Origin of the sequence: Phyllobacterium sp. CL33Tsu (assembly GCF_900113985.1) — a bacterium.
GTDB classification, from domain to species: Bacteria; Pseudomonadota; Alphaproteobacteria; order Rhizobiales; family Rhizobiaceae; genus Phyllobacterium; species Phyllobacterium pellucidum.
The window spans coordinates 97954-111826 of the sequence record NZ_FORJ01000006.1 but is presented as its reverse complement, the minus strand read 5'-3'; the positions used below and the strand labels follow the sequence as shown (position 1 = coordinate 111826).

Here is a 13873-nt window from a genome sequence, read left to right as displayed (position 1 = left end):
ATGAGCTCCTCTCTGCAATCGCGGCGTATAGTTATCAGGCCGCGTGTCGCTCATTGTGGCTGGCGGGCGTATGGATGATCGAGCGTATTTCTTCACGCAGCGACACGAACCGGGGGTGGGAAAGGATGGGTCCGAGGTCACCGGTTGCTGCAAACGTCCGGACAAAATCGGCCTCGTAGCGAGCGACGATACGCCCCGGCCGTGGGGACATCACCAGAATATGGGTGCCGAGCGCCAGAGCTTCTTCGATCGAGTGCGTGATGAAGAAGACCTGCTTTCGCGTCTTGGCCCAGACCGTCGCCAGAAGCTGTTGCATGTTTTCCCTGGTGAGGCTGTCAAGCGCGCCGAAGGGCTCGTCCATCAGCAGTATCTTGGGGTCGGTGGCGAGTGCACGCGCTATGCCGACCCGCTGACGCATGCCACCGGAGAGTTCGTAAGGGGGCTTGGTCTCGAAATCCGACAGGCCGACTAGTTGCAGGAGTTCGCGCGCCTGACGATACCTTTCAAGCTTGGGCACTCCGCGGTAGCGCAAGCCAAGCGCGACATTGTCGAGGACATTTGACCAAGGCAGGAGTGTATCCTTCTGGAAGACGACACCGCGATCCCCGCCGGGCTTGTCGACGGGGAGCCCATCGATAAGAATCTGTCCCTCGGTCAGCGATTGAAAGCCGGCAATGGCATTGAGCAGGGTTGACTTTCCACATCCCGACGCACCGAGTGCGACAACGATGGAGTCCGGCGGAATGTCGAACGAAACCCGATCGAGCGCGTGGATTTCCGTTCCGTCGGCAGCTTCGAACTTTACGGTGGCGTTGCGGATTGAAAGCATTGTCGAGTTCCAAAGAGGATGGCGGCCGGCAAGGGGCGGCCGCCAGGCGGTTGCAAGATTTCAGTTGGAAGCGAGTGCAGCCGCTGCAAACTGCGGGTCGACGAAGTCGCCGTAGCCGTCTTTGACCGCCGTTATCTTCTTCTGCTCCTTGAGGAATGCAGCCGTGTCCTTCAGCGTCTTGGCGACGCTCCCCTTGTCCCCGCCGCCAAGCCATGCATCGGTGACCTGCTGATCCAGCGGAACAACCACGGTGGTATTGAGCCAGCCGGCGTTTTCTTCCGGCGTGCCGCCCTGAAGCTTGGCGATCAGCTTGATATTGTCGGACGCCGGGCCCCAGGCATCAGGGTGGTTGGCAAAATCGACATAATACTTGTCGATGAGGCCGACATATTTGGCGAGAAAGTCAGGGTTCTTCTTCGAGAAGTCGCCGGTTACTACGAGCGAGCTGAAAACGGGCGCGCCGCGCTTGGAGACTTCGCCAGACGTGATCAAGACCTTGCCATCCTTTTTCAGCTCGGAAAGCGCCGGATCCCAGACGAACGCACCGTCTATGTCTCCACGCTTCCATGCGGCGACGATCTGCGGCTGGGGCATCGCAATGACCTGAGCGTCGTTTTCGGTCAGGCCTTCCTGCTTCAAATAGGCCAGCAGTTGATAGTGGTCGGTGGAGACCGGAGCTGCTGAAAACTTTTTGCCCTTGAGATCGGCAGCCGACTTGATCTCCGGCCGAACGACCAGGGCCTCGCTGTCGCCAGCACCCGCGGTAATGTATATTCCCTTGACGTCGAGGTCCTTGCTGACCGACGCCGCGTAGGGGCTGGAACCGACGTCGCCGATCTGGACGTCGCCCGATGCGATCGCCGCAAAAATATCGGCGCCGGAGTTGAAGCGGCGGAACTCGATATCCCATCCGGTCCCCTTGGCAAGTTCGCCATTGGCAATGCCGACAAGATATGGAACCGCGCCGGTCTGATATGCGATGACGACTTTTTTCGTATCCTCTGCATGCGCCGAGGCGATAAGCGAAGCAATCAGACCGAAAGCTCCGAGAACTGTTTTGATGCGCACGGTTTTACCCTCTCTATTTATCCATCAGCCAAAGTGGCGAGGACCCGACGAAAGGTTTCCACAATGTCTACCAAGTTGGTAGACTATTCTTTTCAAGATTTGCGCGTTTCGTAAAACAGTCATCCTGCCGCGGGGGCGGCGCTCGTTGAAAACTGTTCGAGGATGAAGAAACCTCGACTTGGCGCGCCAGGTCGGTCTGGTAGGACTAAGGTCCGAACAGGTCGCGTATAGGTCTGTAGGACGTATAATTTCCTGATGGACGGCGGTTTAATTGCGGAAGAAGACGGGCCACCGTGGCTCGCCGGCCCTTCCCGCCAAGGCGGGCCGCGGCCTCCTTACGGAGATTGACCATGAAAATCGCTCAATCCATTATGACCGGTGCCGGAGTGATCGCACTAAGCTTTCTCGGACTGACTGCCAGTACCAGCGCTTCCACTCGGTTCGATTCACATCTGACCAAATATGGCACGACCAACATGATCCTGATGGCCCGCAGTGGCTCGGACAATAGTGGCCGGGGCAGCGATCACGATGGCGGTGGCGATGACCACGGCGGCCGCGGTGACAACGCCGGCGGCGATGATCACGGAGACCGGGGCAATGATGACGGAGGCCATCATGGTCGCGGGGCCGATGATCCCGCAGGCGACGATCACGGCGGTCGCGGTGAAGCCAGGCACGGACGCGGCGCTGACGATGCGCCAGGGGACGATCACGGTGTCCACCAAGGCGTCCACGATCAGAACGATGATCACGGTATCCACCGGGGTGTCCACGATCAGAATGACGATCATGGCATCCACAGGGGTATTCACGACCAGAACGACGATCGTGGATTGCATCAACGCAGGAAAGTCAGCGATCAACGTGTTATGCTTACAGGTGAGGCCGGAATAGGCATTTGCTGACAGTGGCGAACCGACGCTGCTGAAACACTGTGTCGTCGCGCTGTGCGAAGCGGCGGCACAGAATCTGGTCGGACAGAGTCTTATGAGGTGAGTTTTGAATCGGGCAGGTATCCGTTCCATCGCGACAGATTACAGAGCTGCCTCTGTAATCCGCGTCTCCTTGCTTGCCGTTGCCCTGTTGTCGGGGGTTATTGGCCCGACCAGTTATGCCTGGGGCGACAAGGGGTCGGGATCCGGGTCTTCGGGAAGCTCCGGTTCGGGCTCAAGCGGAGGATCGGGCAGCGGTAGCTCCGGCTCCGGCAGTTCAGGATCGGGGTCGAACTCCGGATCGGGTGGGGGCTCGGACAATTCCGGCTCCGGCTCGAGCAATTCAGGCTCCGGATCGGGCGGTTCGCGAGGATCAAGTAGTTCAGGATCCGGTTCAGACAATTCACGCGCAAACTCAAGTGACAGCGAATCGCATGCACCCTCCCGTTCCGCAGGGCAGGAACGCGTCTATCAGGGAGGATGGACCGAGCGCATCCGTAACGGCCGTTATGAAATCTTCGACCCACAGGGCCGCTCGGTCATCAACAGGAAGGCGATCCCTGCCGATGCGCTCCGCATCGACAAGAGCAGCTCCCGTTAGGCCTTCTCAGGATTGCCAGCGCGCCTCGCGCAGCAACAAGGCAGCTTCGGTGCGATTGCGCACCTGAAGTTTCTGCAGGATGCTGGTCATGTGATGTTTGATGGTTTTTTCCTGCAAGCCGATTTCGCGTGCGACTTCCTTGTTGCTTTTGCCGTTGGAGACGAGCGTAAGGATTTGTTCCTCGCGCGGCGTCAGGGAGTGAATGGCATCGGCAATTTCCGCGACAGGCTGGCTCGGCGCTACCGCAGCGCCTGAACCGCGCATCTCCGTAAGGATGCGCGCTGCGAGCGCCGGTGAAACATAGCGTTCGCCGGCAACGACATTCTGGATGATTTCGCAGAGGCCTGCTGCCCGGACGCCCTTCAGAACATAGCCGTGGGCCCCGCACCGTAGTGCCTGCAACACATCCTCGTCGCTCTCCGAGACGGTGAGGATGACGACCTTCAACTCCGGGCTGGCTTCCAGAATGGTGAGGAGCGCACTCAGTCCGCCGCCCGGCATCGACAGGTCGAGAAGGGCTACGTCGGGTCGCAGTTCGTTGACCAGGCGGACGGCATCATCGGCACTCGAGCCTTCGCCGACGACTGTGAATCCCTTCTCGGAAAGACTGACTGCAACGCCTTGGCGAAAGAATGGATGATCGTCAACGATGATAATCCTGATGCTTGCCGTGCTCATGCGTCCCGCCCTCCCGGTAGATGCATTGTAACGATCGTGCCGTGCCCCGGCGATGAGTTGACGACGAATGTGCCACCCAAACCTGCAAATCGCTCCTCAAGTCCGGTCAATCCGAGGCCCTTGTCTGCGTTGACTGGATCAAAGCCCTTGCCTCCATCGGCTACTGTCGCGCTTAGCCCGTCATTTGACGATACGACGGTGACCTTCTGGCCTATCCCGTTCGCATGGCGAAACGCATTGTTGAGGCTTTCCTGGACAAATCTGTAGAGGCCTATCTTCTCGGCCTGGTTCAATTCCGGGAGGTTGTCACCGCACGTGAATTCAACGCTCGTTCTGGTTCTGCTTTCATGCGCCTTGATCACGCGCATGCAAATCTCCCGTGTTTCGAGATCATCGAGTTCCGGCAGCATCAGTCCATGACAGATATTGCGGACCTCCTGCAGTGCTTCCTCGAGCGAAGTCGTGACTGTTTCGAGGTCAGGGCCCATCACCGATCCCTTTGTTGCAGTTTCGAGCCGCAGACAGGCGAAAGCGATGAGTTGGGCGGGACCATCGTGCAGATCGGCCGAGATGCGGCGGAGATATCGCTCATTGAGCGCCGCGGTGCGGTGCGCGGCCTGCTCGGCCCGCAATCGAAGCGCCCGATTTGAATTCAGCAGACGACTGAGTTCGTCGAACCTGGCTCTCAAGATCTCGGCTTGCCGCGTGATCAGCCGGCTGCCGCGCGCCACGATCCCGAAAAGCACCCCGAGCATGGCGAGTGTAACCAGACCGACGACAATCCAGCTGCGCAGGCGGGCGCGGTTCAGATCGGCTTTCAGGTCCGTGGCGATCTCATAAAATTCCGCAACGCCGATCACTCGGCCGGACCATGGCTGCCGGATAGGGCTGTAGATTTCGAGGAGCGGAATTCCCTTGGCGCGTTCCGTCGCATTTTCAGCGCTGTCGAGTTTATCGAACTCCGCCTGAACCGTACCCGCGAAAGCTCCCTGCAAACGATCGCTGATTGGAAAACGGCGACCTACGATTTCAGTTTGATTGCTGAAGACTACGCTCCCATCCGGCTTCCACACTTTGAAGGACACAATCTTGTCGCCCAGCACGCCCTGTCCAAGTGTCTCCGTCAATGCCAGGCGCGCACCTTCACCAAGAGTGTCGGAGTCGGCCAGCTCCTGGGTGAGGGGGGCGATGATGCTATCGACATAGAGCGCGGTGGCGGATGCCGCATTGCGGGTAACGGACTCTTCGATGCGGGAGGTGACCCAGAAGGCAATGATGGCCATGCCTACGATCAATACGGCGCTCGCAGCGAGGATGAACTGACGGGCAAGCGTCATTCTACCGAATAATTCGGCCGTTTCAGCTGGCGGAGCGGATTTGGCGAATGTCGTCGTCAGCGGCTCGCTCCATTGTGTTTTCGATGTTCCAGTCCTGCCTATCCCGCTCCAGGCATTCAATGCCCTCCTCGAACAAGGCGATTGAAACTAAACACGCGGGCACGCCAATTTATTCATCAGGGACCAATGAGCGGATGGGGTTCTCCGTGGTCCTTGGCCGATTCTTTCACTAAGCCATCAATTATCGATCTCATGCTCAAAGCAGCCCGTGACGCGGGCACGTCGGTACGGACGACTGTAGCAATGCAGACTGAGCCAGGGCGTGGACCACGCGACGTAGCGGTTCACGCCCCGGTCCGGTCAGTAATCCCAGAAGATCGGCACCCAGCGAAAGGCGTCACCTTCGACCGCCACATGGCCGATGGATGGGAACGGCAGGTGCGTTGCTACCAGCAGCTCGCCGGTCGCTGCCAGCTCCTTCAAAAGACGAACGCGGACGCGGACCGCTTCTTCGGGGTCGTGTTCGAAGCCGTTGAACCAGTCGGGATGCTCGAAGCCCACCGCGAACACGGCGTCGCCGGCGAACATCAACCGGTCGTTGCCGGACGCGAGGCGCACCACGCTGTGCCCAGGTGTATGACCGCCGGTGCGGGTGGCGACCACACCGGGCGCAACCTCGTACTCCTCCTTGAATGTCTGCAGATTGCTCTTGTACTCTTCAGCGAACCGCTTGGCCGCCGCACGAAGCGCGTCCGGAAACCCCTCAGGCATGGAGACGTGGGAAAAATCCGGGTGTGTCCAGAACTTGACTTCGGCTTCCGCCACGTGGATCCGCAGGTCCTTACGCAACTGCTCCTTCACCCCGTCGACAAGAAACATGCCAATGTGGTCCATGTGCATGTGTGTCAGGATCACGTCGGTCACCGACGCAAGCTCGATGCCGGCGGCCTGCAGCCGATGGGCCAGCTGCCCGGCCCGCGGCAAGTTCAAGTTGGGGTCGTCCCCCAGCCCGGCGTCGACGAGGATGGTCTTGCCGCCACTACGCACCACGACCACGTTCAGCCCCCAGTCGAGCTTATCCGTCGGCAGGAAATTGTAGCTGAGCCAAGCCGCCCGGTCGGCAGCATCGGCGTTGTGGCCCAACATCTTGCCTGGCAACGGCAGTACACCATCGCTTACAACCATTACGTCAATCTCGCCGATCTTCAACGCGTAGCGCGACGGGACCAGCTCGTCGGGCGCAGGTTTAACGGCGGGGTGTGAGGTCTGTAAGTTCATATCGGTTCTCCTGTTTCTTCGCCTGCTGACCGCCGTCTTGTGCACGGCATGGTTGACGTTATTTCGCGGCCTGCTTGCGGACAATTGGGGTCAGGGACAGAGGGGGCCATACGGTCGTATAGGTCCGGCTACCAAGGCGGACGGGCGAACCGACGCAGCGGAAACGGGCGATAACGCCGCCAAACCGGCGTTTTGAGCGGCCTTTGGCGGCATCAGAAATGGGGTTACCTTCGACCGCACCATTCGGCGTGCGAGGGCATATGTTACGCGCGCTGGTAAAGCTGATGGCACTGCAGCATTGGGCAGCGATACCAAAGCATAGGTTCGCTCATCCATTAATCAGGAGGGTATGGCTGGCCGTATAATGGGTAGTCGGGATCAAACCACGCACGATCGACCAACGACGGTCTGGGCCGCCGCCGCTTTAGAGGCGCTTCTCGAAGAACGTGTCAGGGTAGGGGTCGTCATTGAAACGTGAGATCTCAGTCCAACCGGTTCTGCGATAAAGCTGCTGTGCTTCGGTCAGCGCACTATTCGTATCCAGACGCAGGACCTCTATGGATAGTTCACAGGCGCAATTTTCGGCGGCAGCCATAAGCCGTTTTGCCAGCCCAAGTCCCCGTGCTGATGGCGCGACCCAAAGCCTTTTGATCTCCGCCACGTCGCCGCCACTGCCCTTCAACCCGACACAGCCTATCGGCAGAGAATCCGATGTGGCTACCAGGAATACGCCGCGCGGGCGGATCATATCCCCGGCGTCCGGATCACGCGACAGCGACACGTCGAAACCCTTCTCGAAACGGCGTCCAAGCTCGGCGTAGTATTCACCGAGACAATAGGTGGCGTCTGCGTTTCGCGGATCTTTCTCCTCGACCGCGATGTGGCTGCGCCTCAGCGCGGAAGCAACAATATCCATGGCGCGTAGAAGTTCTTCCGGCTGGGAATGGCGCGCCAGAAATGCTGTCGCCTGCGTATTGGAAAGCGCTTCGTATGCCTGAAACTCCGAGCTGCCGGTTTCGGTCAACCTGGCGATGCGCCGACGCGCATCCTGCGGATTCGATACAGTTTCAATGAGACCTTCCTCTTCAAGGCTGCGCAGCAGACGGCTCATGAGACCCGAGTCGAGATCGAGATCATCGCGGATAGCCGCAACATCCGATTGCCCTTGGCCGATCAAATTAAGCACGCGTGCCGCGCCAAGCGGACGGCCACGTCCGAGGAACGAGGTATCGAGAGCTCCGACTTCGGCGGTGACAGCACGGTTGAAGCGACGGACGCGAAAAACTGGGTCGTAAGGCATTTATCTGACTTAGGTCAGACAATTCGTTCTGTCAATCCATGCCGCATGCTGCCGCTATAAATCGCACTTCCGGTAAGTTACATACGTGTTCTCGCCGAAGGGATCGAATCGCTTAAGTTCCGACGGGTTGGGAATGTCGAACCCGACGGAAACGTTTTCAACGATCATCGACGTCTCACAGGATAGCTGGGCTGAAAGATGCGACGACTTCTTTCGAATCTTCGTGACCGTACAGACCGCCATCGGCCCCGCAACCTTGTTGCCAGCGAAAAGGAGGCCGGTAGTGGTTGAAGCGATCCTATCCTTGAATTCGATTTTACTGCCGACCTTTCGAAAGATTTCTTCGCATTTGCTACCTTTCATCGCCCAGGCACCCTGGAGATCCGCTATCGTGGCTGCTTGCGCACCATATCCGGTCGCTGTGGCAAACAGCGTGACCATAAGCGCTACTCGAACCCTGTACATATTGCCCTCCAAATGGTGCCCTCTGTCGATCGACTGTCAGTTCGCACGATCGACAGTGAGTTTGCCGGCTAATTGCACGCGCCAAGCCTACTTTCCCTTTTTCGATGCATTGAACGTATCAATGTATCCACGTGCGACAGCGCGGACGCCTCTGCCGATATCGTCATAGACATCATCGGAAAGATTGGCGAAGGAGACGCGGACGCTCCAGTTCGGCGCATCGAAACCGCCGCCGTTGAGAAGCACGATCGAATGGTCTTCCGCCAGGCGATAGACGAGGTCGAGCGGATGGACATGCTTTTTCAGCCACTTTACCATGTCGTCGCCGACATATCTGCGCAGCCAAAATTCGAAGTCGATCGTACCGTAATAATAGGCAAAGTTTGGATTTGGCTGGACATCAAGCGGCAGGCCTTCAAGAAGACTATCGACGCGGCTGTGACAGATATCCATGCACGCCTTCTGGTAGAGCTTTTCTGTGTCCATCAATTCGCTGAGCGAAAACATGGTCATCATCACCTGTTGCGGCAGGGACAGACCTGCGGTGTGATTGAGAGCGACGTCGCGACTGTCAGCGACGATCCGGTCAATCATCTTGAGCTTGCGGGGCTCGAGTGTGATCGAGATGTAGCGCTTGTCGACGGCCTCCAGTTCCTTTTGCGGCAGCTTCTTTGTCATCTCGTCCAGGATGTTCTTCTCATGGATGGCGATAAGGCCAAGCCGCCAGCCAGTGCAACCAAAGTATTTCGAGAACGAGTAGACGCCGATGGTATTTTCCGGCAGCTCGGCGATCAATGAGCGGAAGCCCGGCACGAAGGTGCCATAGACATCGTCGGTCAGCAGCAGCAAGTCGGGCCGCTTCTTCTTGACGAGATCCACGATCTTCTTGATTGTAGGCGCATCGATCGCCATCGAAGTAGGGTTGCCGGGGTTGACGACGAAGAAGGCCTTTATCTTCGGATCCTCGAGCTTCTTTATCTCCTCGTCCGAGTATTGGAACCGATGCTCTTGCGTAGCCTTGATGTGGACGGCCTTGAACGCATAGTCTTCAAGTTCCGCGATCTCGATGTAAGGCGTGAATATGGGCGTCCCCAGCGCGATCGTATCGCCCTTCTTGAGGATGCGGTTGGCGATCAATGACTTGAAGATGTAACACATCGCGGCAGTGCCGCCTTCCACCGCATAAAGGTCGAATTTGCCGGGTGGAACCTTGTCGCCGCACATCGCCCACATGAGGTAGCGGTGCGCCACCTGTTCGGCATGGACCAGCATGCGATCAGGCACAGGGTAATTATCGCCAATGATCGAATCCGTTAGCTCGAAGACAAAGGCGTCCGCGTCAAATCCGAAAGCCGTGACGGCATGTTCAACCATCTTCGCCAGGAAGTCTGCGCCCGGCATATCGGCATGCTTCTCGATCCAGGCCTTGAAGCGCTCGGCGATGTCCTTCTGCTGCGGCATGCCCGCAACGCCAGCGGTGGGATTGTCCATCGTACGGCGGCATTCGGACAAGGCGAACTGGCCGAACAGGAAGAACCCCTCGCGAGGCCTGGTCGCAATCCAGTTCGGATTGCCGCGCCCTGCATTGAGCAGCACCTTTGCCGATTTCTGTGAACTGCGTTTGGCGAGCTTGATCAAGCCGTCCTTTATTTCAAACGGGCTCATCTTCTCGTAGTCGCGGTAATCGATGACTTTCATAGGGTCTTCCTCCCCGGTAATACAAAGTAGCCACGGCAGTTTTGGAAAAATCATTCCGGCTTTCACTTCGGCGAGCAGAATCGAGAAGCTGGTAAGCCATAGTGCAACTCTTCAAAGTACTTGAAGGCGTCACAGTTGAGACTAGCAAACACAATAGGTTTGCAGCACGTACCATACAGTATGATACAGGATACTACTTTTTCCCTGGGCTCAGCAGTGTAAAGCTCGCATGATTGATCTGTCCTGGCCGACAACGATGGACCGTTCCAAATTGTTGGATGGCGGGGCGTTTCTTTCAGCTTTCTGGGAGGGGCATGATGATTGACTGGTTCGTTAGTGCGCTGCGCAGCTATCCCGAAATCGCCATTTTCCTGTCTCTTGCGCTCGGTTACTATTTCGGGTCCTTCACCTATAAGGGCCTTGGACTAGGCGCGGTTACGGCCACCCTCATTGCCGCCGTCCTCATAGGACAGCTCGGCATCACCATCTCGCCGCCGTTGAAGGCAACATTTTTCCTGATGTTTCTGTTCGCCATTGGTTATGGCGTTGGTCCGCAATTTGTCAGGGGCATCGCCAAAGACGGGATTCCACAGGCTCTGTTTGCTGTCGTTGTCTGCCTGTTCTGTCTGGTGACTGCTTACTTTGGCGCAATTCTCGCGGGCTATGACGTCGGCTCCGCTGTCGGCCTCTACGCGGGATCGCAAACTATTTCGGCTTCCATGGGGCTTGCAACCGATGCCATCAATCGCCTCGCGCTGCCGCCCGACCAGACGAAGGCCTTGCTTGATGCAATGCCTGTTGCCTATGCCGTTACTTATATCTTTGGCACCGTAGGCTCAGCTATTGTGCTTGCGCTTCTCGGACCCGCCTTGCTGGGGATCGATCTAGAAGCGGAGTGCAAGCGCTACGAGCAGGAACAAGGCGGCGGCGACAAGGAAATCGGGGGCGCTGGTACGGCCTGGCACCACTACGAATTGCGTGCCTACCGGGTGCGCGAAGGCGGACCCATAGTCGGCAAGACGGCGCACGAAGCCGAAGCACTCCTTCCAGAGCAACGAGTTTTCATCGAGCGCATACGCCGCGGCGGCAAGCTCTTGGACGCCACCGCCGACACTGTGATTCAGGCGGGCGACATCGTCGCCGTCGCCGGGCGCCGCGAAGTCCTCGTAAATGTCATTGGCCACACCGCCGAAGAAATCGACGATCCGCAGCTTTTGGCGGTTCCGGCTGAAGGCGTTGACGTGTTTGTTACCAATAAGGAGGTCGATGGAAAGACCCTGGCTGAACTTGCAAAAATGCCGTCAGCACGTGGTGTGTTTCTGCGAAAGATAACGCGGGGCGCCACCGCAATATCGATTCCAATCCTGCCGAACACTCAAATCAACCGCGGCGATATCGTCACAATCGTGGGGCGGACCCAGGATACCACAGCAGCGACCAAGGCTCTCGGCGTACCAGACCGGCAGACCGACATCGCCGATGTCGCTTTCATAGGCGGGGCTATCGCTATCGGTGCGCTCGTTGGCGCCTTTGTCTTCAAGATCGGCAGCGTTCCGCTCACTCTGTCGACGTCAGGCGGTGCGTTGATTTCAGGGCTCTTCTTCGGCTGGCTGCGCTCGGTACATCCAACGTTTGGCCGCATTCCCTCATCGACCGTCTGGTTCATGAATTCGGTCGGCCTCAATATTTTCATTGCGGTGGTCGGAATTTCTTCCGGGCCGGGTTTTGTCGCGGGGTTGAAGCAACTCGGTTTCAGCCTCTTCCTCTGGGGCATCGTCGTGACCACCATTCCGCTTGTCCTCGCCATGTATGTCGGGAAATACGTGTTCCGGTTCCATCCCGCCATCCTCTTGGGGTGCTGCTCAGGCGCTCGAACGACCACCGCTTCACTTGGCATGATCAACGACCGGGCAAAGAGCACGATCCCCGGCCTCGGCTATACGGTCACCTATGCGGTGGGGAATACGCTGCTGACCATCTGGGGAATGGTGCTGGTGATGTTGCTTGCCTGACCACGGGCACTGCCGCGACATGGGTTGGTCCCATGTCGCGGGCATCAGAAAGGCTTCCGGCTATTTCTGGGCGGCCTGACAAGCCCGCAACGCCTTAAACGCGTCATCGGTGCCGGTGAGATTTACCACCACGGTTTTGCGTCCTTTCGCGGTGATCGTCAGCGCCTTCTTCTTGGCGAGGTCGTAGATGAAATCGAGGTTGTCGAACGGAACATATGCGCCGTCATATCCTTGCATCTGCTGTCCCTTGGCTACGCCCGTGTATTTCTGACCATCGACATCGAAAACGACATCAAGCTTTTCACCGGCGGTAATTTTTGTGGGTGTCTTGGTATAAAGCGCGAGAAAGCCGCGGGGGGCCGCGGTCGCATCGATACCGATCTGCGCCTGTGTTTCACCATCGGGATTATCCCGCATGATAAGGCAACCCGGCCCCATGGTGTCGTCGACATATATGTCCCAGCCCGCCGCCGAACCATATTTTGTGACGGCGGCCTCACATGGAACGGCGAGGACAGCGACTGCTAGGGTAGTCCAAGCGAATAAATGCATGATCTTCTCCTGTGCTCTGCTTTGAATTAAAAATTATGCGATACTGAAATCCACTGCATACGATAGTCATCACTTCCTGGCTGTGGCTGCAGCTACAAGCGCTTGCACGCTGACCGCCGCGATGAGCCCAGTCATGACGATTCCACAAAAACCAATCCCCACAGCCAGCAAGCGCGATGAAGCGTGGGTCGGCGCGAGATCACCATAGCCTATTGTCAGGCCGGTAACGAAGGTGAAGTAGAGCGTGTCCATTGCCTGCCAATCTTCTATTCTGCCAATCAAGAGCCCAAACCCTACCATCAACACAAGAATTCCGGACAGGATTGGCCAAACAACTCCGAGCTGGCGAAAGAACTCTCTGAAGAAAATGCGCCGTGTTTCCCTGGCTTTCGCGCTCATTTCCTGACCGATACCCTACATGCAGCCTTTGTTGAGGAAATACTTTTCGACGCCTTCGAGAGCGCTCCCCGAATATTCCTTGGGATCCACGTCTGCGATCAAATCCGGGAATGCGAGGCTTGAGTTGGGGTGGTCGATATATTCTTGAAGGACCGTGCAGTGCTTGTTGTCGTGGACAATACGAAGCGCAACCGCTTCAAGAAATCCTACACAATATCCGTGGTCCAAGGGGTCCTTCACATTGCCGCACATCGCTTGAAGTTTTGCGAAGGATGGCGCCTCGGCGAGGGCGGAAACGCTGAGGCACGAGATTGCCAATGCCAACGAGATCTGGCGCATGGCAATCGCTGATTTCAGCATATCAACTTTCGTGGCTGTCATGTTGCTTATCTCCCGGAGCGCGGGCAAATTTCGTCCACCGCTTGAACAATTGCACCCACCGCGCTCGTTTGTTCAGGATGAGTTTGGATGAAGCTGATGACTGTCCCATAGAGCTGTTGGGACATGAATTTGCCGTCGACCAGACACTTGCGAATTTCCTGACGGCGCACCGAGACATCGTCATCGCATGCGACGGCAATCTGATATTCGATCGCACCGAAAATGTAGCCTGAGGCGAATCCCTTATCGGCTTTCAAGAGTTCGGCTGCACTCATTGCGTTGACCGGCGACACTGAAAGCAAGACCAGCAAAAGCGCTAACTTCATGTTTCGGCTTCCTT

General features: G+C 57.6%; 15 protein-coding genes. 1 reads left to right on the top strand and 14 read right to left on the bottom strand.

The genetic code is table 11. The annotated features are described in order from the left end of the window. Positions 1-34: 34 nt before the first annotated feature. The 10 genes from BM074_RS19150 to BM074_RS19105 form a co-directional block, all read right to left on the bottom strand. Positions 35-829 carry a taurine ABC transporter ATP-binding protein gene (locus BM074_RS19150; RefSeq protein ID WP_091924211.1) on the bottom strand — a complete coding sequence of 265 codons (795 nt, stop codon included), beginning with the start codon at positions 827-829 and terminating at the stop codon, positions 35-37. Between the two features lie 60 nt (positions 830-889). Further along, positions 890-1897: a taurine ABC transporter substrate-binding protein gene (locus BM074_RS19145; RefSeq protein WP_091924208.1), complete on the bottom strand. Its 1008-nt coding sequence runs from the start codon at positions 1895-1897 to the stop codon at positions 890-892. Between the two features lie 446 nt (positions 1898-2343). Further along, positions 2344-2763, bottom strand: coding sequence for a hypothetical protein (locus BM074_RS23115; protein WP_162737209.1), 420 nt, complete (start codon positions 2761-2763; stop codon positions 2344-2346). A 246-nt stretch (positions 2764-3009) separates the two neighbouring features. Further along, a complete protein-coding gene (locus BM074_RS19135; protein WP_091924203.1) occupies positions 3010-3234 on the bottom strand; it encodes a hypothetical protein in 225 nt (74 codons plus the stop codon). A gap of 205 nt (positions 3235-3439) precedes the next feature. Further along, on the bottom strand, positions 3440-4111 hold the full coding sequence (locus tag BM074_RS19130; RefSeq protein ID WP_091924201.1) for a response regulator: 672 nt from the start codon (positions 4109-4111) through the stop codon (positions 3440-3442). Further along, positions 4108-5448 carry a sensor histidine kinase gene (locus BM074_RS19125; RefSeq protein WP_091924198.1) on the bottom strand — a complete coding sequence of 447 codons (1341 nt, stop codon included), beginning with the start codon at positions 5446-5448 and terminating at the stop codon, positions 4108-4110. Before BM074_RS19125 ends, BM074_RS19130 begins: the two co-directional genes overlap by 4 nt. A gap of 360 nt (positions 5449-5808) precedes the next feature. After that, positions 5809-6726, bottom strand: coding sequence for an MBL fold metallo-hydrolase (locus BM074_RS19120; RefSeq protein WP_091924195.1), 918 nt, complete (start codon positions 6724-6726; stop codon positions 5809-5811). A gap of 424 nt (positions 6727-7150) precedes the next feature. Beyond that, positions 7151-8026, bottom strand: coding sequence for a bifunctional helix-turn-helix transcriptional regulator/GNAT family N-acetyltransferase (locus BM074_RS19115; protein ID WP_091924192.1), 876 nt, complete (start codon positions 8024-8026; stop codon positions 7151-7153). A gap of 54 nt (positions 8027-8080) precedes the next feature. Next, on the bottom strand, positions 8081-8467 hold the full coding sequence (locus BM074_RS19110; protein WP_091924191.1) for a hypothetical protein: 387 nt from the start codon (positions 8465-8467) through the stop codon (positions 8081-8083). Between the two features lie 111 nt (positions 8468-8578). Further along, complete coding sequence (locus BM074_RS19105; protein WP_091924189.1) at positions 8579-10189, bottom strand: bifunctional aspartate transaminase/aspartate 4-decarboxylase; 1611 nt, start codon at positions 10187-10189, stop codon at positions 8579-8581. Positions 10190-10506: 317 nt separating this feature from the next. On the opposite strand from BM074_RS19105, the gene aspT reads away from it, so the two are divergent. Continuing rightward, positions 10507-12201 (top strand): aspartate-alanine antiporter, encoded by a 1695-nt coding sequence (aspT, locus tag BM074_RS19100; protein ID WP_091924187.1) that lies wholly within the window; start codon positions 10507-10509, stop codon positions 12199-12201. A 60-nt stretch (positions 12202-12261) separates the two neighbouring features. Here the strand turns inward: aspT and BM074_RS19095 are convergent, their stop codons facing one another. The 4 genes from BM074_RS19095 to BM074_RS19080 form a co-directional block, all read right to left on the bottom strand. Next, a complete protein-coding gene (locus tag BM074_RS19095) occupies positions 12262-12753 on the bottom strand; it encodes a hypothetical protein (protein WP_027232734.1) in 492 nt (163 codons plus the stop codon). A gap of 69 nt (positions 12754-12822) precedes the next feature. Further along, positions 12823-13152, bottom strand: a complete 330-nt coding sequence (locus tag BM074_RS19090; protein ID WP_091924185.1) for a potassium channel family protein — start codon at positions 13150-13152, stop codon at positions 12823-12825. Positions 13153-13167: 15 nt separating this feature from the next. Continuing rightward, on the bottom strand, positions 13168-13533 hold the full coding sequence (locus BM074_RS19085; protein WP_228020436.1) for a hypothetical protein: 366 nt from the start codon (positions 13531-13533) through the stop codon (positions 13168-13170). A gap of 5 nt (positions 13534-13538) precedes the next feature. Continuing rightward, complete coding sequence (locus BM074_RS19080; protein WP_091924183.1) at positions 13539-13859, bottom strand: hypothetical protein; 321 nt, start codon at positions 13857-13859, stop codon at positions 13539-13541. Positions 13860-13873 lie beyond the last annotated feature (14 nt).